Here is a 19,500-nt window from a genome sequence, read left to right as displayed (position 1 = left end):
ACGCCGCGCGGCGGACCCACGCCACGCGGCGAGCCCGCGCGCAGCCTACGCGTCGAGCAGTTCGGTTCGGTGCTCGGCGTCGTAGGCCGCCCGCGCCTGCGCGATGTGCCCGCGGTGGCGCTCGGCCCAGTCCGTCAGCTGTTGCAGTGTCTCGTGCAACTCATGGGCCACCGGCGTCAGTCGGTACTCCACCTTCGGCGGCACCGTCGGATGCACGGTCCGGGTGACCAGGCCGTCGCGCTCCAGGTTGCGCAGCGTCAGGGTGAGCATGCGGCGGCTGATGCCCTCGACGGAGCGTTCCAGTTCGGTGAACCGGATGGGTCCGTGCGCCGCCGCGACGAGGATCTGCACGCTCCATTTCCCGGCGACCCTGTCAAGAACTTCGCGGACCGGGCAGGCGTGCGCGTTCACTGCCTGGACCGTTACACCGGTGTTCCCCTGGGACATCGAACTGCCTCCTTCTGCCGCCCTCCATGGTCACTGACGATGGTCCCCGTTACAAGTCGTGCACCAAGAGCACGAACAGTACCCGCGGGCGCCGGTCGGTCCCGTGAGTGTTTCCCTGGAGATTGCGGAGGCCATCAGCCCATGTCGACCACGACCGAGCCACCGGCACGGGTGACCCCGTCCCGGACGTACTCCCGCTGGGCGTCCCTCGTCGTGCTCTGCGCGGGCACGCTCATGACGATCCTGGACGGAACCATCGTCACGGTGGCGATGCCCGCCATCCAGAGCGACCTCGGCTTCAGCGGCCCCGGGCTCGCCTGGGTCGTCAACGCCTATCTGATCCCCTTCGGCGGGCTGCTCCTGCTGGTCGGCCGGCTCGGCGATCTGCTGGGCCGCAAGCGGATGTTCACGGCGGGGCTCGCCGTGTTCACCGCGGCCTCGCTGCTGGCCGGGGTCGCCACCGGTCCTGGCCTGCTCATCGCCGCCCGGGCGGCGCAGGGCGTGGGCGGTGCGATGGCGTCCGCCGTGGTGCTCGGCATGCTGGTCGCGCTCTTCCCCGAGCCGCCGGAACAGGCCCGCGCCATCGCGGTGTTCAGCGCCGTCGGGGCCGCGGGCGGGGCGCTCGGCACCTTCCTCGGCGGGGCGCTCACCGAGGCCCTTGGCTGGCACTGGATCTTCCTGATCAATCTGCCGATCGGTGTCGCCGCATGGCTGGCGGCCGTCCGGATCCTCACGCCCGAGCACGGCTTTGGACCCGGGCGGGGCGCCGACTATCCGGGGGCGGCGCTGGTGACCGGCGCCCTGATGCTGACGGTGTACGTCATCGTCGGCGCCGGGGACCGCGGCCTGCCGGGCACGCTGTCGCTCACCGCGCTCGCCCTCGTGCTGTTCGGCGCGTTCGTGCTGCGCCAGGCGCGGGCCGCGCGCCCGCTGCTGCGGCTGCGGCTGTTCCGCTCCCGGATGCTGACCGGGGCGAACGCGGTCCAGGTGCTGATGATCGCGACGATGTACGGGTTCCAGTTCATCGGCGCGCTGTATGTGCAACGCGTCCTGGGCTTCGGCGAGTTGGCGACCGGTTTCGCCTTTCTGCCGGCGCCGGTCGCGATCGGGCTGCTGATGCTGGGCCTGTCGGCCCGCACCATCGGCCGGTTCGGACCGTACCGGGTGCTGCTGGGCGGTCTCGTGCTGATCACCGCGGGCATGGCCCTGCTGAGCCGGGCGCCCGTCGACGGCCGTTACGCCACCGATGTGCTGCCGCCGCTGCTCCTGCTGGCCGCCGGTTTCGCGGCGGCGATGCCCGCGCTGACCGGGCTCGCCATGTCGGGGGCCCGCGCCGAGGACGCGGGGCTGGCCTCGGGGCTGTTCAACACCACGCAGGTGGTGGGCGGTTCACTGGGCCTGGCCACGCTGACCACACTGGCCGCGACCCGCACGGACGCCCTTCTCGCCCGGGGCACCGCCCTTCTTCCGGCCACCGCCGACGGCTACCGACTGGCGTTCCGGGTGGCGGCCGGGATCGCGGTGGCGGCCCTGATGCTGGCCGGGGCGGTGCTGCGGCCCCGCAGCCGGTGAGGAACGCGGTACGGCGGCGGGCCCGGCCACACCGGCAAGGCCCGCCGACTCCCCCTCGGTCGCTTCGGTTCAGACGGCGCCGAACGCCCCCTTGCCGGCAAGCGCGCGGCTGAGCAACCCGCGTCCCGCCCCCGGCCCGGCGATCCTGGCGCCGCAACGGCGACGTCCCTGACACCGGTGCCGGCCAGTCGTGAACTCCTCGCTGTGAGCGGTGGTGCCGGCGGCAGGGGCGTCGGTGGGCCGCGGTGGTCGAAGACCAGGTCGAGCAGGGCCGCGGTGACGCGGGCCGGGGGGCTGCGGCGGGCGGGGCCGTGTGTTGCGGTTGGTGTGCTGGCCGGTCAGCTTTGCGTGGTGAGACGGGTCAGGCGTTGCGCCTCGGCTCGGGTGGTCCGGGCGACGGCGTCCTCGTCGACGTGCAGCAGCCGACCGTCCCGTACGATCTGCCGGCCGTTCACGAAGGAGGCGGTGACCGGGGCCGCCGCGCCGAAGACGAGAGCGGTCACCGGGTCGGCGATGGAGGCGTGGGCGAGGGTGTCCATCCTCCACAGCACCAGGTCGGCCAGCTTGCCCGGCTCCAGCGAGCCGATCTGGTCGGCGCGGCCCAGCACCCGGGCGCCGCCGTACGTACCGAGCCGCAGCGCCTGGCGGGCGTTCAGCGCGGCCTCGCGATGGGCGCCGAGGCGGTTGATCAGCAGGGCGTTGCGCAGTTCGGTGTGGAGTTCGCCGGACTCGTTGGAGGCCGTACCGTCGACGCCGAGGCCGACCGGGACGCCGGCGGCGAGCAGGTCGGGGACGCGGGCGATGCCGGCGGCGAGCCGGGCGTTGGAGGAGGGGCAGTGCGCGACGCCGGTCCGTGTGCGGGCGAAGGCCGCGATGTCGGAGTCGTTCATGTGGACGCAGTGCGCCATCCACACGTCGTCGCCGAGCCAGCCCGTGGACTCCAGGTAGTCGGTCGGGCCCATGCCGAACTGTTCGTGGCAGAACTTCTCCTCCTCGACGGTCTCCGAGCCGTGGGTGTGCAGCCGCACGCCGAGCCGGCGGGCCAGTTCGGCGCCCTGCTTGAGGAGTTCGGTGGAGACGGAGAAGGGCGAGCAGGGCGCGACGGCGACCTGCGTCATGGCGTCGAAGGAGGCGTCATGGTGCAGGCGGACGGTCTCCTCGGTCGCGGCGAGTGCGTCCTCCAGGCTTTCGACGGCGAAGTCCGGCGGCAGCCCGCCGTCCCCCTGGCCGCGGTCCATCGAGCCACGGGCGAGGGTGAGGCGGACGCCCGTCTCGCGGGCGGCGCGGACGATCGCCCCGGACAGGTCGCCACAGCCCCGCGGGTAGACGTAGTGGTGGTCCGCCGCGGTGGTCACGCCGCCGCGTGCCATCATCGCCAGCGAGCCCTGGGCCGCCGCGTACACCATCGGCTCGTCGATGCGCGCCCAGACCGGGTACAGCGCGACCAGCCAGTCGAACAGGTTGTGGTCCGTGGCCAGGCCGCGGGTGATCCACTGGTAGAAGTGGTGGTGGGTGTTGACCAGGCCCGGGGTCACGAGGTGGCCGCCGGCGTCGATGCGGCGTACCACGTCCGGCAGGCCCTCGGGGGCCCGGCCCGCGCCGACCGCCTCGATGCGGTGGCCGGCGATGACCACATGCCCGTCCGCGTACTCGGTGTCGTGCGCGTCGACGGTCGCGATCGCGGCGTTCTCGATGACGATGCGCCCGGATGCCATGGTTCGTCCTCTCGCTTGCGTCACAGGTCGGTGAGGTCCACCGGGATCCGCGCCTCGCACCCGTCCCGCAGCACGGTGGCCTCGATCAGGCCGTAGGGGCGGTCGGCGGCGAAGTAGACTGCTCCGTCGGCGGTGTCGTTCTTCAGCCCGAACGGCTCCAGGTCGACCAGGAAGTGGTGCTTGTTGGGGAGCGAGAAACGGACCTCGTCGATCTCGCCGCGGTGGTCGATGACGCGGGTGCCCATCTGGTACAGCGTCTGCTGCAAGGAGCGGGAGTAGGCCTCGGCGAATGCCTGGAGCAGGTGTCTCCTCGTCTCCCGGTAGGAGGTCTCCCAGTCGGGCGTCTCCTGGCCCTCGCGGCTCCAGTTGAACCGCCAGCGTCCGCGGACCTGGGTGGCCAGGACGCGGTCGTACGCCTCCGGGAGCGTCGTGTACTTGTCCTTGACGTAGCCCCGGAACTCGGAGTCGGTCGTGTTCATCACCGTCAGGTCCCGCAGACCGGAGACGACCTCCCAGGACGAGCCGTCGTAGGTGATCTGGGTCAGCCGGGTCTCCTGGCCGGTGCGGACGAACGAGTGCGCGCCCTTTCCGGAGTGCTCGATGCGCTCCCAGGCGTACTCCTCGATGCGGACGCGGGCCCGGTGGATCGGCTCCTGCGAGGTCACGAAGTGCCGCGCGAGGCGGATGCCGAACTGCTCGGCGGAGTCGATGCCGTACTCCTTGGCGAACGCGTACACCGTGTTCTTGGTGGTGTCGGTCGGCAGGACGTTGGCGTTGGAGCCTGAGTGGTGGACCTCGTGCATGTCGCCGCTCAGCGACACCGACACATTGAGGTCCTTGATGTGGTGGGTCGTACCGTCCCGCGTGACGCGTACGACGCGGTTCTCGGCCTTGCCGTACTGGTTCTGTCCAAGGATGGGCACTGTGCTAGCTCCCTCGGTAGACGGAGTAGCCGAACGGGGTGAGCAGCAGCGGTACGTGGTAGTGCTCCCCGGGGTGCACGGCGAAGGTGACCGCCACCTCCGGGAAGAACACACCGGCTCCGCCGTCCCGATGCGCGGGGGCGTCCTGCCGCGCGTCGGCTTGCCTGTCCGCGCCGTTCGCGCTGTTTGCGCTGTTGTCGAAGTATGCCTCGACCTCGAAGTCGAGCCGTACATGCGTGGTCGCCTCCGGCAGCGCCGGCAGGTCCCGGCACCGGCCGTCCGCGTCGGTCACGGAGCCGCCAAGCGGCCGCCAGTCGGCGTGGCGTCCGGCGCGGGCGGCGAGCCGGACGGCGACGCCCTCGGCGGGGCGGCCGATGCTGGTGTCCAGGATGTGTGTGGACACCGGACCCGGCGGTGCGGCGGCGGTGCTCGTGGTCATGCTCAGGCGTCCTCTTCGACGAGTCGGGCCAGTCGGATGCGGTTGATCCTTCCCAGTTCAGCGCGGACGACCTCACGCTCCCGCTCGGGCGTGTTACCGATCCGCTCCTTGACCGCGTCCCTCATCTGTTCGGCCGTCTTCCCCGTGGCGCAGATGAGGAACACATGGCCGAACCGGTCCTGGTAGGCCAGGTTCAGGGCCAGCATCTCGGCCTTCAGGGCAGCGGCGGCGTCCGCCATGCCGCGCTGCTCCCGGGCGGAGGTCGCGTCGCCCGGTGTGGGGCGGCCGATCGGCGGGTGCCCGGCCATCGCCTCCTCCACGTCCTCGGCGGTCAACGTGGCCATGGCGGCGTCGCCGGCGGCGCAGAGGTCGTCGACGGTGGCGTAGGGCCGGTGGGCGAGCAACTGTCGGACCCATGCCGCGCAGGCGCACACCTCGTACAGGGCGGCGCGGGCCCTGTGCTCCTCCAGGAGGTTGAACCGGGCCAGCCCCGGGGGCATATCGGTCGACGTCACGGAAGCCTCCGTGGCCGCGAGCGGCCTTCGTGCGGATCGGGCTGCGGCCAGCTAACGCCCCGCACATCACCGCGTCAACACTTTGTTGAAAAATCGGGGTGACGAAGAGCCGCCGCCCGATCACCGGACGGCGGCCGCCCCGCCACCCGGGGCCGAAACCCGGGCGGCGGCCTGGACCAAGGCCCCGATCAGGTCTCTTTCTCGCGGTTGAGGTAGTTGTAGACGGTGAAACGGCTCACGCCCAGGGCGCCGGCGACGGTCTCCACGCCGTGCCGCACCGAGAAGGCGCCGCGCGCCTCCAGGACCCGTACGACCTCCTGTTTGGCCTTGCGGTCCAGGTCGGCCAGCGGCCTGCCCTGCTTGCGTTCCATGGCGGCGAGGATGTGCTCCAGGGAGTCGGCGAGCTGCGGCAGGCGTACCGCCACCACGGCCACGCCCTGCCAGGTGAGCACGACATCGTCGGGACCGGCCAGGTCCGGCGGCACCAGCTGCCCGCCCATGGCGTCGACCAGCGGCTTCACGGCCGCGACGAACGGGTCGTCCCCGGTCAATTGCCGCCCTCCCTCACCACGTTGACCTGGAGCGAGATCCGCGTGGCACCGGCGTCGAGCGACGTGCGCAGCAGGGCGTCCACGGCACCGAGCACGGCGTCGGCCGCGCCCTCCGCCGTGTTGCCGAACGGGCCGACGTCCACCGCGTCCAGTTCGGCCGCCTCGATGACCTCGCGGGCCACCACCGCGTGCGCCGGAACCTCGTCGAGATCGAAGGGTTCCGTCGTGAACTCCACTCGCAATCGCACTGTGCCCCCATGGCATGGCTCCGCCGCCCTGGTCCGTCCCTGCGGCTCAGGGCAGAGATGGCTGTACACGTTCAGGGTCATCGCGGCGTCGGTGTGCCCCGGCCGCTCCGACACGACCTTAACGGACTCCCCCGCGGCGATCAGCGGCGCTGCACAAGCGCTCGGCACACGATCACGGCGGGGCCTTCTTGGGACGTCGCCGGCAAAGGAGGCGAGGAGGCGACACGGGCGGCGCCGATGGACAAGGGTGCGGTTCCGTACTCGTTGCTGACGCGGACGCGGACGCGGTGTCCGCCGCCGCTGACGCGGACGACGTGCCGCAGCGTCGCGTTCTCGAAGGGTTCGAGGGCGGTGACGGGGCGCTCCGCTGGACGTGCCGCGGTATGCCGTCGGTCATCCGCGGGACCGTCGCGGCCGGCCGCTCCCCCATCGCGGCGGAGCCGCATATCACTACAGCCCCGCGCCCCTTCGGGGCGTCGGAACGACGGCCGGCCGGTCTTGACAAGCACCCGTCACGAGTAGCAGTCTTCCATCACACAGAAACTTATTTCCATTATGCGAAACAAGAAGGGGGCGCGGCCCCGATGGGATTCGCAGACCAGCGCTTCACCGTCAACCTGTCGATCCTCTTCACGGACCTCCCGCTCCTGGAGCGTCCCAGGGCCGCCGCCGCGGCCGGCTTCTTCGAGGTCGAGCTGTGGTGGCCCTGGCCCGACTGCGCCACCCCCGAACCCGCCGCGCTCGACGGCCTGCGCGGGGCGATCGAGGACGCGGGTGTCCGGCTCACCGGTCTGAACTTCTACGCCGGCCGGCTCCCCGGACCCGACCGCGGTGCGCTGTCCGTCCCCGGCGAGGAGTCCGACAGGTTCCGCGCCAACCTCGACGTGGCCGCCGGCTTCGCCGCGTCCCTGGGCTGCACGGCGCTCAACGCCCTGTACGGCAACCGGATCACGGGCGTGGACCCGGCCGAGCAGGACGCGCTGGCACTGGAGAACCTGGCGCTCGCGGCCCGCGCGGCCGACCGGATCGGCGCGATCCTGCTGATCGAGGCGCTGAACCGGACCGAGTCGCCGCGGTATCCGCTGGTGTCGGCGCCGGCCGCGGTGGACGTCGTCGACCGGGTCAACGAGGCGACGGGCCTCGGCAACGCCCGGTTCCTCATGGACCTGTACCACCTGTCCATGAACGGCGAGGACCTGCCCGCCGTCATCGAGCGCTACGCGGCACGGACCGGTCATGTGCAGATCGCCGACAACCCTGGCCGCGGCGCCCCGGGCACCGGCTCGCTCCCCCTGGCGGACCTTCTCGACCGGCTCGGGAAGGCCGGCTACGAGGGCCGGGTCGGCCTGGAGTACACGCCGGGCGACCGCCCGAGCGCCGAGGCGTTCGGCTGGCTCCCGCGCGCAGCGCGCTGAACCCCCGACACCGCACCTCCGTCAGAGAGGCCACCTCGCCATGAGCACCCTTGCGGATTCCGACCCCGCCGCCCGCGCAGCGTCCACCCGTGCGGCCTCAGCCCGTCTGGCGGTTGCCTGGATCGGCCTCGGCATCATGGGGTCGCCCATGTCCGAGAACCTGGTCAAGGCGGGGTACCGGGTCACCGGCTACACGCTGGAGCCTGAGAAGCTGGACCGGCTCGCCGCCGCCGGCGGCACCGCGGCCCGCTCGATAGCGGAGGCGGTGCGGGACGCGGAGGTGGTCATCACGATGGTGCCCGCCTCCCCGCAGGTCGAGGCGGTCGCCTACGGCCCGGACGGCATCCTGGAGAACGCGCGGCCGGGCACGCTGCTGATCGACATGTCCTCCATCACCCCGCAGACCTCGATCGACCTGGCGAAGGCGGCGCGGGAGAAGGGCATCCGCGTCCTTGACGCCCCGGTGTCCGGCGGAGAGGCCGGCGCGGTCGAGGCCGTGCTGTCCATCATGGTCGGCGGCGAGCAGGCGGACTTCGAGGCCGCGAAGCCGGTCTTCGAGGCGCTGGGCCGGACCGTCGTGCGGTGCGGCCCGCACGGCTCGGGCCAGACCGTGAAGGCCGCCAACCAGCTGATCGTCGCCGTGAACATCGAGGCGTGCGCCGAGGCCGTCGTGTTCCTGGAGAAGTCGGGCGTGGACCTCGGGGCGGCGCTGGAGGTGCTGGGCGGCGGGCTCGCGGGCTCCACCGTGCTGGCGCGCAAGAAGGACGCGTTCTTGAACCGCGACTTCAAGCCGGGCTTCCGTATCGATCTGCACCACAAGGACATGGGCATCGTCATGGACGCGGCACGGGCCGTCGGCGCGGCTCTGCCGGTCGGGGCCGTGGTCGCCCAACTCGTCGCCGGCCTGCGCGCCCAGGGCGACGGCGGCCTGGACCACTCGGCCCTGCTGCGGGGCGTGGAGCGCCTGTCGGGCGCCCAGCTCTGAGCCGACCTCCAGCCTCCGGGCGGCGCCGTCGCCGACATCTGTCCTGTCGCGCCCAGGCGCCGACGCCGCCCGGAACCCACGTCACGCTGCTCGGGGGTGCGGATCGCGGCGGGGCGCAGGAGGCTGAAGTCATGACGCAACCACCGACCGAGCATCCGCACATCGTGGTGCACCCTCCGGCGCTGGACGGCTCGCGGCGGGTCACCGAGGACGAGGTCACGCTGGGCGTCGCCTCGCACCTGGACGACGTGATCGAGATCCTGCGCATGGCCGACCTGGACCGGATCGAGGTCGAGGACAGCGACCTCGTCGAGTGGCTGGGCGGCGGACCGGAGGACTGGCCGGGACTGTCGGAGCCCGAGCCGTAGCCCGGCGGCACGTACCGCCCTCGGCGTAACCGGGCTACGCCAACCTCAAATCAACCTCTGAACAGCGCCGCACGATGCTTCGACCACCCGTGTCGGCGGGCACGTTCCAGGCACGCGGGGCCCGCCGACACGGGGGCGGCGGGCCCGCCCGCACGGGGGGTGCGCGATGGACATCAACTCCACGACGACGCTGGAGCCACACGAGATCGCACGGATACGCGGCGGACGCCGGGCCGCCGTGACGGTCGCCGTGCTCGATCTGCATCTGCGGGGCGCGGTCGGCGCGGGCCGCGCCGGCACGATGCAGGCGTCGGGGCCGGCCGACGGCGGGATCCGGGCGCCGCTCACCAAAGCGGTGCACGCCGCGCTGTACCGGCCCGCGGGCATGCGGCAGTTGCTGGACCGGCAGGGGGTGCGGACGGCCCTGGCCGAGCTGGCCGGCGACCTCACCGCCGCCGGTCTCCTGCGGGCCTTCCCGCCCGGCCGCACCCGTGCCGCACGCCGCCTGCTGAAGGAGCTGCGCGCCCGGCACCCCATGCCGACCCGCAGGTCGGGCCTGTCGGCCGAGGACAGGCTGCTGCTGGTCGCGGTGCACGGCGACGCGGCCCTGACCAAGCTGGCGCCCCGCTTCGCCCGGGAGGCGGGCCTGGTCGGCCGCGGCGGCACCACGGAACGCGAACTACGCCAGTCCTGGGGCAGCACCGGAGGAGGCTACAGCTGCGGCTCGATATAGCGCAGGCTCACCCCAAAGTGCCCCAAAGGGGCGCGGGGAACTGCGCGCCCAACCACAACACACCCGCACCCGACCACCACCCACACCACAACGACGCGTAGCCACCCCCACCACAGCAACCCCGCCCCAAAGGGGCGCGGGGAACGGCGCGCCCAACCACAACACACCCGCACCCGGCCACCACCCACACCACAACGCCGAGTAGCCGCCCCCGCTAAAGCCGCGCAGCGCCCCGCGGGGAGATCGACGTCGGCGCATGCCAAGGCTCGGTCGCGGTCTCCTCGAACTCGACGACGACACCGATGTCGTTGGTGACGGACATCGAGATGTCGGTGACGCGTTCCAGGATCGCCTCGACCACGACCGGCACCCGGTGCTCGGCGGCGAGCTTCTTGGCCAGCTCGAACGCGGCACCCAGCTCGTTCGGGTCGGTGACCCGGATCGCCTTGCACCCCAGACCTTCGGCGACCTTGACGTGGTCGACGCCGTACACACCCAGCTCGGGCGAGTTGATGTTCTCGAACTCCAGCCTGACCTCGAAGTCGATGTCGAACGCGCGCTGCGCCTGGCGGATCAGGCCCAGGTAGGAGTTGTTCACGAGGACATGGACGTACGGGATCTTGTGCTGGGCGCCGACGGCCAGTTCCTCGATCATGAACTGGAAGTCGTAGTCCCCGGAGAGCGCGACGACGGACGCCTCCGGGTCGGCCCGTGCGACGCCGAGCGCCGCCGGCACCGTCCAGCCCAGCGGGCCCGCCTGACCGCAGTTGATCCAGTGCCGCGGCCGGAAGACGTGCAGCATCTGGGCGCCGGCGATCTGCGAGAGGCCGATCGTGGAGACGTACCGGGTCTCGGGCCCGAAGGCCCTGTTCATCTCCTCGTAGACCCGCTGCGGTTTGATCGGGATGTCGTCGAAGTGTGTACGGCGCTGGAGCCCGGCCCGCCTCTCCTGCGCGGCGGCGGCCCAGTCGGAGCGGTCGGGCAGCCGGCCGGCCGCCTTCAACTCACCGGCGGCCGCCACGAACAGCGTGAGGGCCGCCTTGGCGTCGGAGGCGATGCCGTAGTCCGGCGCGAAGATCCTGCCGAGCTGGGTGGGCTCGATGTCGACGTGCACGAATCTCCGCCCGGCCGTGTAGACGTCCAGCTTTCCGGTGTGCCGGTTGGCCCACCGGTTGCCGATGCCGAGGACGAAGTCCGACTCCAGGAAGGTCGCGTTGCCGTAGCGGTGCGAGGTCTGCAGTCCGACCATGCCGGCGTTCAGCTCGTGGTCGTCGGGGATGACGCCCCAGCCCATGAGCGTGGGCACCACCGGGATGCCGGTCAACTCGGCGAATTCGACGAGGAGTTCGCAGGCGTCCGCGGTGATGACACCACCACCGGCGACGATCAGCGGCCGCGCGGACTCGTTCAGCAGCGCGAGGGCCTTCTCGATCTGGGCGCGGGTCGCGGCCGGTTTGTAGACCGGCAGCGGCTCGTACGTCTCCGGGTCGAACTCGATCTCGGTGAGCTGGACGTCCACCGGCAGATCGATCAGCACCGGGCCGGGACGGCCGGAACGCATCAGATGGAAAGCCTGCTGGAAGACGCCCGGGACCTGGGCGGCCTCCAGCACCGTGACGGCCATCTTGGTGACCGGGCGGGCGATCGAGGCGATGTCGACGGCCTGGAAGTCCTCCTTGTGGATCACCGCGGTCGGGGCCTGGCCGGTGACGCACAGGATCGGCACCGAGTCGCCGATGGCCGAGTACAGGCCGGTGATCATGTCGGTGCCGGCCGGGCCCGAAGTACCCACGCAGACACCGATGTTGCCGGCGTGGGTACGGGTGTATCCCTCGGCCATGTGCGAGGCGCCCTCGACATGGCGGGCGAGGGTGTGGGTGATGCCACCCGCGGACTTCAGTGCCGCGTAGAAGGGGTTGATCGCCGCGCCCGGCACGCCGAAGGCGTCGGTGACGCCCTCGCGTTTGAGGATCTCAACTGCCGCGCGGGCAGCGGACATACGAGCCATCGAGTACTCCTGCTTCGACTGTCGGTGCGTACTCCCGTCGCGCCCCGCGGCGAGCACTGCCTACACATTCGGCGTATTCAGCACATGCTGCATATCCCGCATATTCCGTATTGCGGAAAACAGTTTCTACGATCTGAAATCAATGTAGGCGTGGGGTCAAAGGTCGTCAAGCGACGGACAACACGGGCCCGGCGGGAGCAGGATGGGACCGCTGCCTCGACACGACGCCTTGGAGAAGGTGGGAGAGGGCCATGCCCGAGAGCCTGCCGGTGCGCTGCCCGGCCTGCCGGCGTGAGCACGTGTACGTCGCCCCGCCCTACCCCTGCGCCTGCGGCGCCCCGGTGGCCCCCGCGCTGGATCCGGACGGCACACCGACGGTGATCGCGCACCGGGCCTGGGACGACGACTGGATCACCGTGCGCTGCCCGGCCTGCGGGCGCGGCACCCAGTGGCCGCAACCGGAACTGGGGTGCCCGTGCGGGACGGTGCTGCGGATCCCGGCGGCGGGCGGCACGTCGGCCGGTCCCGGGCCCCGGGCGGACTTCCGGCCCATGACCATCCGCACCGCGCGCGACGCGGTCACCAACGCCGTGCTCTATCTGCGCTGGCTGGGCTACCGGGACATTCGCCGCGCCGACCAGCGACCGCCCTCAGGCGTCCGGCTCACCGCACGCGGCCTGCTGGCCCAGGTCGATCCGACGGCGGGGCCGGTCTCCCTGCGCGCCGTGGAGTGCCTGTGGCTGACCGCCATGGCGGAGTCAGCGGAGTGCGTCCACTTCTCCCTGACCGGTTACGCCGCCGACGCCCGTGACCGCGCCGACACCCTCGGCATCCCCCTGTTCACCCTGTCCCCCACAGGCACTCCCCACCCCCTCAACGCCCCGGCCACCAAGCTGGCCCCGACGAACAACCACTAGCCCAGCGCCCCGAAAGGGGCCGCGGGGAAAGGTGATGACTGTGTCCACAGCTATGTGATGGGGAAATCGAAATAGGTGTCCGGGTAGGGTTCGCCCTTCAGCGTGTAGTGCCACCACTCGCACGCGTAGGAGCTGAAACCGCAGGCATCCATGATGGACCGGAGATGTTGACGGTTTGCCGCTTCGACGCGCGTGATCCCTTGTGCTCCGTGATGCGATATCGAATCCATCAGGTCATGGTCACCGCCCATGGGAGCAAGCTCACCGGTGGCGAGGTGATACAGCGTCAGGTCAACGGTGCTGCCCCGGCTGTGGCCCGACTTGGCGGCCACGTATCCCTTGTCGAACATCTCGGCCCGGTCGATGTTCGGATAGTGCCGCGGCTTCGTCCGGCCGTCCTCGGGCTGTTGTGACCAGCGCAGAAAGCAGTCCACGGCGCGTTGCGGGCGATAACCGTCCCACAGAAGCAGCCCGAAGCCGAGGGATTCGGCCTGCTGTCGCGCCCTTTCCAGAGCCGCGCACAAGGCCCTGGTGCCGACGATTCGATTGACCAGATATCCGTCCACGGGTTTGCCGGTGAAGTTGTCCCAGGTGGCGTACTTGGCATCCCAGCGTATTCCGGACACCAGCTCGTCCACGAAGACGAAATCCTCGCTCATCGACTTTTCCCGGTCAATGCCAGCGACACCAGCCGGTCGATCACTTCGGAGAGCGGCAGCTGCGCGGCCGCCATCATCCTCGGATAGCGGCTGTACGAGGTCATACCGGGCAGCGTGTTGACCTCGTTGAGGACTACTTTTCCATCGTCCGTGAGGAACATGTCCACCCGTGAGAGCCCCCTGCATCCCAAGGCGCGGTACACGGCCTTCGCCGTCTCCCGAACGAGCGATCGCGACTTGGCCGGAATGTCGGCGGGGACGATCGCCGTCGAGTTTTCGGAGCCGCTTTCGGGTTCGTCCTCCTGGTGGATTCTGAAGAAGCCGTGCGAGAGAGCGATCCGGTCCACCTCGCCCGCCGTCAGTTCCCCGTCGTTCCCCAGAATGGCGCATCCGATCTCACGGCCGACGACGGCCTCTTCGATCAGCACCTTCGAATCGTATTGCCGTGCGGTTTCCACCGCGCTCGCCAGCTCCTCATTTCGGGACACCTTGCTGACGCCGAAGGACGACCCCGAGCGGGCGGGCTTCACGAAGACGGGATAGGTGAGCAGGTCCGGATCGATGTCCTCGTCCGCCGTGACCGTCCAGAAATTCGGCGTAGCGATCCCCGCGCTGCCGGCGACGACATAGGCGAGGGATTTGTCCATGCAGAGTGCGGAGCTCTGGACGTCGCAGCCTACGTAGGGGATGCCCGAGAGCTCCAGCAGTCCCTGCATCGCGCCGTCCTCACCGAGCCTGCCGTGCAGAACGGGGAGCACGACGTCCAGGCGGATCGTGCCGTACCGCCCCTGCTCCAGCACGAGCAGCCCGTGCACGCTCCTGTCCGGTGACAGCACGACCGGACGGTGATCGCCGTTCTCCCCGTTCGGGTCGGGGCCGTCACAGAGCTGCCAAGCACCATTCTTCGTGATCCTGATATAGAACGGTTCATACTTCTCGACGTCGAGGTTCCGGGCGACTTCTTGCGCGGACTTGACGGAGACGGGGTGTTCTTCGGAGCAGCCTCCGAATATGATTCCGACCTTCAGCCTAGCCATGCTGGTTCCTGCTTTCGAATGTCAGGCAGTTGGTGAGGGAGTTTTCGACGGTGTCGCGCAACGCGTGGTCCGTGTAATAGGCGGTGTGCGGGCTGATGACAACATTGGGCAGCTCTTGCAGCCGCACCAGCGGTTTGCTGTCGATGGGCTTGTTTCTGCAGTCGGCGTAGAATATTCCGTCCTCTCCTTCGAGGACGTCCAACGCCGCACCGCCCAATCTGCCGCTTTCCAGCGCCGGTACAAGGGCCTCGGTGTCGAGCAGCGGACCGCGTCCGGTATTGACGATGAACGCGCCGCTTTTCATCTGATCGATACGCCGGCGATCGAGGAGATGGTGCGTGTCCGCGTTGAGCGGTGCATGGAGCGTCACGATGTCGCTCAGTCGCAGCAAGTCGTCGAGCGGAACGTAATCAGCGGCGATTTTTGGCCGATTGTCGTGGGCGAGTATCCGGCAGCCGAAACCCCGCAGGCGTGCCACCACCGCCGCGCCGATGCGTCCTGTGCCGATGACCCCGACGGTCAGGTCGCGCAGTTCTTTTCCGCGCACCTCGTGCAACCTGTAGTCGTGCAGGTCCGAGCGGCGGACAGTGGATTTCGCGTTCCGTACCGCCATCAGCATCAGCATCAGCGTGTAGTCGGCCACACTGTCGGGCGAGTAGGTGACATTTTCGACGCGCATGCCGATGCTGCCCGCGTAGTCCACATCGATGTGGTTGCAGCCGATGCTCCTTGTCGAGATGTACGTGACGCCTGCCTGGCCGAGCGCCAGAAGAGAGGAATGGGTGATCCGGGTCTTATGACTCACGCTGATGCAGCGGTTCCCGAATGCCAGTTCAACAGTGGCTTCGGACACCGCCGCCTCGGTGATGGTTGGTATCACACCGAAGCGGGGTGCCAGCTCCCGGAACAGAACGGCCTCGTCCTGTCCGCATCCGTAGATCGTGATTCCCGTCGCCGGGACGGCCGAGGAGGAAGAGGCCACCGGTGATCGGGTGCGGCGGGCCGCTGTTCGCGCTGGTTCGCTGTACGTCATGCGTCCAGTCAAGGCGGCGCGGTGTTGCCGGTGCGTATGCGGTTTTCGATATGCCGACGATATATAAACGTCCGCGCTCCAAAGGGGCGCGGGGAACGGCGCGCGCGGCCACGCCGGCGGTCGCCGTCCCCCATGGGATCCGGGCTCAGCGCCCACGCCGCTTCATATAGAGGTCGAAGGCCCGGTAGACCATCGGCCGCAGGGGCAGGTCCCACTCACCGACGTACCGCACCGCCTGACCGCCCGTGCCCACCTTGAACTGGATCAGCCCGACGTGCGGGTCGTCGGCGTCGAGGGTGGGGGTGATGCCGCGCAGGTCGTAGACATCGCAGCCGGCCGCCAGCGAGTCGCGGATCATCGCCCACTGGCAGGCGTTGGAGCCGCGCACCTCGCGCTTCTCGGTGGAGGAGGCGCCGTAGGAGTACCACGCGTGGGCGCCGACACGGACCAGGACGGTCGCGGCGACCAAGTCGCCCTGGTGGCGGGCCAGATAGAGCCTGATCCGCTCGGGGTCCTCGGCGCTCAGCGCCGCGAACATGGTCTCGAAGTAGCGCAGCGGCCGGGGCGTGAAGCGGTCACGCTCGGCGGTGTGGACGTACAGGTCATGGAACGCCTTCAGGTCCGCACCGACCGTGACCTCGACTCCCTCCTTGGCCGCCTTCTTGATGTTGCGGCGCCAGAGCTGGTTCATGCCCCTGAGCAGGTCGTCCTCGGTCTTGCCTGCCAGCGGGATCTCGTACTTGAACTGCGGATGCCCGACCCCGAAGCCGTCCTCGGGGCTCTGCGGCAGCCAGCCTGTGTCCCTGAGCCGGCCGGCCACACGGGCGCCGACCGGGTCGGCCCACTGGCCGGACAGCTCGGTGAGCCGCTTGACGCCCGGGTCGGCGATGCCCTCCTTGACCTGGGCGGCGCTCCAGGTGTCCGTGCACACCGGCGGGCCAAGCCGGATCGCGAACGCGCCGTGTGCCTTGAGATGGGCCGCCAGCGGTCGGAGCCACGCCTCGATGTCGCCGGTCCAGTCGATGACCGGGCCCTCGGGCAGATAGGCCAGCGTGTACCGCTCGAACCGCGGCACCGGCCGGTGCAGCACGAGCCCGGCGCCGACCAGTCGCCGGCCGTCGTACCAGCCAAGAGACTCGCTGCGCCACTCGGTCTTGACACGGCCCCATGCCGGGGTCTGCAGGAAGCTCACCGACCGCTGTGCCCGCACGAACGCCATATGCTCGGCGGCGCCGATCGGCCCGACGGTCAGCCGCCCGCCCGCGGCCCCGGCGCCCCGGTGGTGCGCGGTCCGGCTCACCGGTCCGCCGTCCCCACGCCGGCGTGCTCACACGGCGCGCTGATGTGCCCCGGGTCCCGCCGGCTCCGGGCTGCTGTTCGGGCTGTTTCGCTGTAGGCCATGCCTCCAGTCAAGGTGCCACGGTGTTGCCGGCACGTATGCGGTTTTCGATACGCCGACGATATGCACCGGACCGGACCTTCACGAGGCGCCGCCGGCCTGAAGTCCGATGCCGGTGCAGGCCGGTGGGGACACCGAGGGCGCGCGTACGGCGTCGGCTTCGGCGTTGTCGTCCGGCGGCCCGTCCGGACCGGCGACTCCGGCGATCCCGTCCGGCCGCATGTCCGAACCGACGACCTCGGCGATCCCGTCCAACGGCGTGTCCGGGCGATGACTTCGCCGATCCCGTCCAACGGCCCGTTCCGGCCGATGACTTCACCGATCCCGTCCAACGGCCCGTTCCAGCCGATGACTTCGCCGAGCCCGACCAGCGGCCCGTTCCGGCCGCTGGTGCCGGTGCGCGCCGTGATCCGCGCCGGTGGATCCGGTGGCCGGCGTGGGACGGATCCGGCGGCTTCGCGCGGTGTTCACCAGCTGATTCCTGCCGCCACCGGCAGGTGGTCGCTGCCGGTGGCCGGCAGCACCCACGAACTCCGCGGCTGCACCCCGCGGACCAGGATCTGGTCGATCCGTGCCACCGGAAACGTCGCCGGCCAGCTGAAGCCGAAGCCGTCCCCGGCCGCGTCCTGGACCGAGCGCAGCCGCGAGGTGAGGCCGGCGAACGCGCGGTCGTCCGTGGTGCCGTTCAGGTCGCCGAGCAGCACCACCCGCGTCATCGGCTCGGCGGCGACGGCCTCGGCGAGCGCCTTCGCGCCGCGGTCCCGGCTGTCCGTCCAGAAGCCGTTCCGGGGAAACACACGGACGGACCCCAGGTGCGCCACATACACCGCCAGCGGACCTTGCCCGGTGGCCACCGTGGTGCGCAGCGCCCGGGCGTAGGACAGCTTGACGTCGACCGGCTTGGTGTCCGCCAGCGGCCCGTAGTCCATCTTGATGTCGACCGGCCGGGTGTCCGACAGCGGCAGCTTGCTCCACAGGCCGACCGTGCCCAGCACCGTGTGGTACGGGTACGCCTTCGCCAGAGCCTTCTCGTACACCGGCCTGGCCTGCGCGGTGATCTCCTCAAGCGCCAGCACATCCGCCTTGGAGACGGCCAGGTCACGGGCGGTGCCGGCCGGGTCGGGGTTGTCGGCGTCGACGTTGTGGCTGGCCACGGTGAGGTCGCTGCCCGGGTGGGACCGGTCGCCGAGCATCCCGCCGAAGAGGCTCAGCCACACCGTGACCGGCACCAGCAGCGCGGCCACCGCGGAGGCGGAGCGGCGCCAGAGCGCCCCGGCCAGCAGCAGCGGAACGATCAGGCCGAACCACGGCAGGAAGGTCTCCACCAGGCTGCCGAGGCCCCAGCGGTCCGTGATCTGCGCGTGCAACAGCATCAGCGGGCCCAGCAGCAGCGCCGACGCCGCGAGCACCAGGCCGCGCTTCCAGGGCCCCGGCCTGGTCGCGAAGCGAAGTGCCTGGCGGATGTGCGCGCGCCCGGTGGCGAAGCCGGTGTCACGGCGGCCGGTGCCTTCCCGTCCGGTCTCCACCGCGTCCACCCGTGTCATCGTCTGTCCTCGTTCGCCGCCGGTCACCGCTTGGTCCTCGGGTCCTGGGCGGGGGCGGCACACCTGCGCGGACAGGTGGACGAGGGCTGCGGCACACGGTGGCCGGGGGCCGCGGTGATCACTGCGGTACCGACGGTCGGGCCGACCACCACGAGCCGCCAGGACCGGCGACTCCTTGTTCGTGCCGATGGGGGTGTTCGCTTCATGCCGCCAGTCAAGGCGGCGCCGTGTTACCAGCGCGTATGCGGTTTTCGATACGCCGACGATATGCGCCGGCTCGTAGCCTTGACGGCATGCGTGTGCTGATCGTCGAGGACGAGCCATATCTGGCGGAGGCCATCCGCGACGGCCTGCGCCTGGAGGCGATCGCGGCCGACATCGCGGGTGACGGTGACACCGCTCTGGAACTGCTCGGCATCAACACCTACGACATCGCCGTCCTCGACCGCGACATCCCCGGGCCGTCCGGTGACGAGATCGCCGAACGCATCGTCGCCACCGGCAGCGGCATGCCGATCCTCATGCTCACCGCGGCCGACCGTCTCGACGACAAGGTGTCCGGGTTCGAACTCGGCGCCGACGACTACCTCACGAAACCCTTCGAACTCCAGGAGCTCGCGCTCAGGCTCAGGGCGCTCGACCGCAGACGCGCCCACAACAGGCCCCCCGTACGAGAGATCGCGGGTCTGCGCCTCGACCCGTTCCGCAGGGAGGTCTACCGGGACGGCCGCTACGTCGCGCTGACCAGGAAGCAGTTCGCCGTGCTCGAAGTCCTCGTCGCCGCCGAAGGCGGTGTCGTCAGCGCCGAAGAACTCCTGGAACGCGCGTGGGACGAGAACGCCGACCCGTTCACCAACGCCGTGCGCATCACCGTCTCGGCACTGCGCAAGCGGCTCGGCGAGCCCTGGATCATCGCCACCGTGCCGGGTGTCGGCTACCGCATCGACACACCGCCCGCGGCCGGGCACGAGGGAGGCGCGTGTGGATAGAGC

Annotated in this window: 20 protein-coding genes and 1 pseudogene; 7 read left to right on the top strand and 14 right to left on the bottom strand. The window is 70.4% G+C overall.

Annotated elements, in window-relative coordinates:
* Positions 1 to 45: 45 nt before the first annotated feature.
* Positions 46 to 447 (bottom strand): winged helix-turn-helix transcriptional regulator, encoded by a 402-nt coding sequence (locus AC27LF_RS25540; RefSeq protein WP_479658838.1) that lies wholly within the window; start codon positions 445 to 447, stop codon positions 46 to 48.
* 141 nt (positions 448 to 588) lie between these two features.
* Between AC27LF_RS25540 and AC27LF_RS25535 the strand changes: the two genes are divergently transcribed.
* Positions 589 to 2,019 (top strand): MFS transporter, encoded by a 1,431-nt coding sequence (locus AC27LF_RS25535; protein ID WP_479658839.1) that lies wholly within the window; start codon positions 589 to 591, stop codon positions 2,017 to 2,019.
* 338 nt (positions 2,020 to 2,357) lie between these two features.
* Here the strand turns inward: AC27LF_RS25535 and AC27LF_RS25530 are convergent, their stop codons facing one another.
* The 6 genes from AC27LF_RS25530 to AC27LF_RS25505 form a co-directional block, all read right to left on the bottom strand.
* Positions 2,358 to 3,734 (bottom strand): 8-oxoguanine deaminase, encoded by a 1,377-nt coding sequence (locus tag AC27LF_RS25530; RefSeq protein WP_479658840.1) that lies wholly within the window; start codon positions 3,732 to 3,734, stop codon positions 2,358 to 2,360.
* A gap of 20 nt (positions 3,735 to 3,754) precedes the next feature.
* The gene (gene pucL, locus AC27LF_RS25525; protein WP_479658841.1) at positions 3,755 to 4,657 is read right to left on the bottom strand and encodes a factor-independent urate hydroxylase; all 903 of its coding nucleotides are present in this window, start codon (positions 4,655 to 4,657) and stop codon (positions 3,755 to 3,757) included.
* A 4-nt stretch (positions 4,658 to 4,661) separates the two neighbouring features.
* Complete coding sequence (uraH, locus tag AC27LF_RS25520) at positions 4,662 to 5,096, bottom strand: hydroxyisourate hydrolase (RefSeq protein WP_479658842.1); 435 nt, start codon at positions 5,094 to 5,096, stop codon at positions 4,662 to 4,664.
* A 2-nt stretch (positions 5,097 to 5,098) separates the two neighbouring features.
* Complete coding sequence (uraD, locus tag AC27LF_RS25515; RefSeq protein ID WP_479658843.1) at positions 5,099 to 5,611, bottom strand: 2-oxo-4-hydroxy-4-carboxy-5-ureidoimidazoline decarboxylase; 513 nt, start codon at positions 5,609 to 5,611, stop codon at positions 5,099 to 5,101.
* 188 nt (positions 5,612 to 5,799) lie between these two features.
* The gene (locus AC27LF_RS25510; protein ID WP_479658887.1) at positions 5,800 to 6,111 is read right to left on the bottom strand and encodes a helix-turn-helix domain-containing protein; all 312 of its coding nucleotides are present in this window, start codon (positions 6,109 to 6,111) and stop codon (positions 5,800 to 5,802) included.
* A 47-nt stretch (positions 6,112 to 6,158) separates the two neighbouring features.
* Entirely contained in the window at positions 6,159 to 6,410 is a 252-nt protein-coding gene (locus AC27LF_RS25505) for a YkoF family thiamine-binding protein (RefSeq protein ID WP_479658844.1), read from the bottom strand.
* Between the two features lie 584 nt (positions 6,411 to 6,994).
* Between AC27LF_RS25505 and AC27LF_RS25500 the strand changes: the two genes are divergently transcribed.
* From AC27LF_RS25500 to AC27LF_RS25485, 4 genes and pseudogenes are all read left to right on the top strand, one after another.
* Positions 6,995 to 7,825 carry a TIM barrel protein gene (locus AC27LF_RS25500; RefSeq protein WP_479658845.1) on the top strand — a complete coding sequence of 277 codons (831 nt, stop codon included), beginning with the start codon at positions 6,995 to 6,997 and terminating at the stop codon, positions 7,823 to 7,825.
* A gap of 40 nt (positions 7,826 to 7,865) precedes the next feature.
* Positions 7,866 to 8,810 carry a 2-hydroxy-3-oxopropionate reductase gene (locus AC27LF_RS25495; protein ID WP_479658846.1) on the top strand — a complete coding sequence of 315 codons (945 nt, stop codon included), beginning with the start codon at positions 7,866 to 7,868 and terminating at the stop codon, positions 8,808 to 8,810.
* A gap of 131 nt (positions 8,811 to 8,941) precedes the next feature.
* The gene (locus tag AC27LF_RS25490) at positions 8,942 to 9,178 is read left to right on the top strand and encodes a hypothetical protein (protein WP_404032491.1); all 237 of its coding nucleotides are present in this window, start codon (positions 8,942 to 8,944) and stop codon (positions 9,176 to 9,178) included.
* Positions 9,179 to 9,341: 163 nt separating this feature from the next.
* Positions 9,342 to 9,911 (top strand): annotated as a pseudogene (locus AC27LF_RS25485) (TIGR04222 domain-containing membrane protein); the annotation flags it as partial.
* A 214-nt stretch (positions 9,912 to 10,125) separates the two neighbouring features.
* On the opposite strand, the gene gcl reads toward AC27LF_RS25485, so the two are convergent.
* A complete protein-coding gene (gcl, locus tag AC27LF_RS25480) occupies positions 10,126 to 11,919 on the bottom strand; it encodes a glyoxylate carboligase (protein ID WP_479658847.1) in 1,794 nt (597 codons plus the stop codon).
* Positions 11,920 to 12,170: 251 nt separating this feature from the next.
* Here gcl and AC27LF_RS25475 point away from each other — a divergent pair, with 251 nt between their 5' ends.
* Positions 12,171 to 12,836, top strand: coding sequence for a hypothetical protein (locus AC27LF_RS25475; protein WP_479658848.1), 666 nt, complete (start codon positions 12,171 to 12,173; stop codon positions 12,834 to 12,836).
* Between the two features lie 50 nt (positions 12,837 to 12,886).
* Here the strand turns inward: AC27LF_RS25475 and vanX are convergent, their stop codons facing one another.
* The 6 genes from vanX to AC27LF_RS25445 all read right to left on the bottom strand — a co-directional run bounded on the left by vanX (position 12,887) and on the right by AC27LF_RS25445 (position 18,508).
* Positions 12,887 to 13,495: a D-Ala-D-Ala dipeptidase VanX gene (gene vanX / locus AC27LF_RS25470; protein WP_479658849.1), complete on the bottom strand. Its 609-nt coding sequence runs from the start codon at positions 13,493 to 13,495 to the stop codon at positions 12,887 to 12,889.
* Complete coding sequence (vanA-Sc, locus tag AC27LF_RS25465; RefSeq protein WP_479658850.1) at positions 13,492 to 14,532, bottom strand: D-alanine--(R)-lactate ligase VanA-Sc; 1,041 nt, start codon at positions 14,530 to 14,532, stop codon at positions 13,492 to 13,494. The genes vanX and vanA-Sc overlap by 4 nt, the downstream gene beginning before the upstream one ends.
* Complete coding sequence (gene vanH / locus AC27LF_RS25460; RefSeq protein WP_479658851.1) at positions 14,525 to 15,565, bottom strand: D-lactate dehydrogenase VanH; 1,041 nt, start codon at positions 15,563 to 15,565, stop codon at positions 14,525 to 14,527. Before vanH ends, vanA-Sc begins: the two co-directional genes overlap by 8 nt.
* 145 nt (positions 15,566 to 15,710) lie before the next feature.
* Entirely contained in the window at positions 15,711 to 16,784 is a 1,074-nt protein-coding gene (locus AC27LF_RS25455; protein WP_479658888.1) for a lipid II:glycine glycyltransferase FemX, read from the bottom strand.
* Between the two features lie 261 nt (positions 16,785 to 17,045).
* On the bottom strand, positions 17,046 to 17,219 hold the full coding sequence (locus tag AC27LF_RS25450) for a hypothetical protein (protein WP_479658852.1): 174 nt from the start codon (positions 17,217 to 17,219) through the stop codon (positions 17,046 to 17,048).
* Positions 17,220 to 17,431: 212 nt separating this feature from the next.
* On the bottom strand, positions 17,432 to 18,508 hold the full coding sequence (locus tag AC27LF_RS25445) for an endonuclease/exonuclease/phosphatase family protein (protein WP_479658853.1): 1,077 nt from the start codon (positions 18,506 to 18,508) through the stop codon (positions 17,432 to 17,434).
* Positions 18,509 to 18,801: 293 nt separating this feature from the next.
* Here AC27LF_RS25445 and AC27LF_RS25440 point away from each other — a divergent pair, with 293 nt between their 5' ends.
* Entirely contained in the window at positions 18,802 to 19,497 is a 696-nt protein-coding gene (locus tag AC27LF_RS25440; protein WP_479658854.1) for a response regulator transcription factor, read from the top strand.
* Positions 19,498 to 19,500 lie beyond the last annotated feature (3 nt).

The organism is Streptomyces diversicolor (assembly GCF_057537855.1).
This window is presented reverse-complemented; position numbering and strand designations above follow the sequence as displayed.

Bases quoted from the DNA above. Each gene is read 5' to 3' on its own strand.
- AC27LF_RS25540 (WP_479658838.1), bottom strand. From the start codon at position 447: ATGTCCCAGGGGAACACCGGTGTAACGGTCCAGGCAGTGAACGCGCAC.
- AC27LF_RS25535 (WP_479658839.1), top strand. From the start codon at position 589: ATGTCGACCACGACCGAGCCACCGGCACGGGTGACCCCGTCCCGGACG.
- AC27LF_RS25530 (WP_479658840.1), bottom strand. From the start codon at position 3,734: ATGGCATCCGGGCGCATCGTCATCGAGAACGCCGCGATCGCGACCGTC.
- uraH (WP_479658842.1), bottom strand. From the start codon at position 5,096: ATGACCACGAGCACCGCCGCCGCACCGCCGGGTCCGGTGTCCACACAC.
- AC27LF_RS25510 (WP_479658887.1), bottom strand. From the start codon at position 6,111: ATGGGCGGGCAGCTGGTGCCGCCGGACCTGGCCGGTCCCGACGATGTC.
- AC27LF_RS25500 (WP_479658845.1), top strand. From the start codon at position 6,995: ATGGGATTCGCAGACCAGCGCTTCACCGTCAACCTGTCGATCCTCTTC.
- AC27LF_RS25495 (WP_479658846.1), top strand. From the start codon at position 7,866: ATGAGCACCCTTGCGGATTCCGACCCCGCCGCCCGCGCAGCGTCCACC.
- AC27LF_RS25490 (WP_404032491.1), top strand. From the start codon at position 8,942: ATGACGCAACCACCGACCGAGCATCCGCACATCGTGGTGCACCCTCCG.
- gcl (WP_479658847.1), bottom strand. From the start codon at position 11,919: ATGGCTCGTATGTCCGCTGCCCGCGCGGCAGTTGAGATCCTCAAACGC.
- AC27LF_RS25475 (WP_479658848.1), top strand. From the start codon at position 12,171: ATGCCCGAGAGCCTGCCGGTGCGCTGCCCGGCCTGCCGGCGTGAGCAC.
- vanX (WP_479658849.1), bottom strand. From the start codon at position 13,495: ATGAGCGAGGATTTCGTCTTCGTGGACGAGCTGGTGTCCGGAATACGC.
- vanA-Sc (WP_479658850.1), bottom strand. From the start codon at position 14,532: ATGGCTAGGCTGAAGGTCGGAATCATATTCGGAGGCTGCTCCGAAGAA.
- vanH (WP_479658851.1), bottom strand. From the start codon at position 15,565: ATGACGTACAGCGAACCAGCGCGAACAGCGGCCCGCCGCACCCGATCA.
- AC27LF_RS25455 (WP_479658888.1), bottom strand. From the start codon at position 16,784: ATGGCGTTCGTGCGGGCACAGCGGTCGGTGAGCTTCCTGCAGACCCCG.
- AC27LF_RS25445 (WP_479658853.1), bottom strand. From the start codon at position 18,508: ATGACACGGGTGGACGCGGTGGAGACCGGACGGGAAGGCACCGGCCGC.
- AC27LF_RS25440 (WP_479658854.1), top strand. From the start codon at position 18,802: ATGCGTGTGCTGATCGTCGAGGACGAGCCATATCTGGCGGAGGCCATC.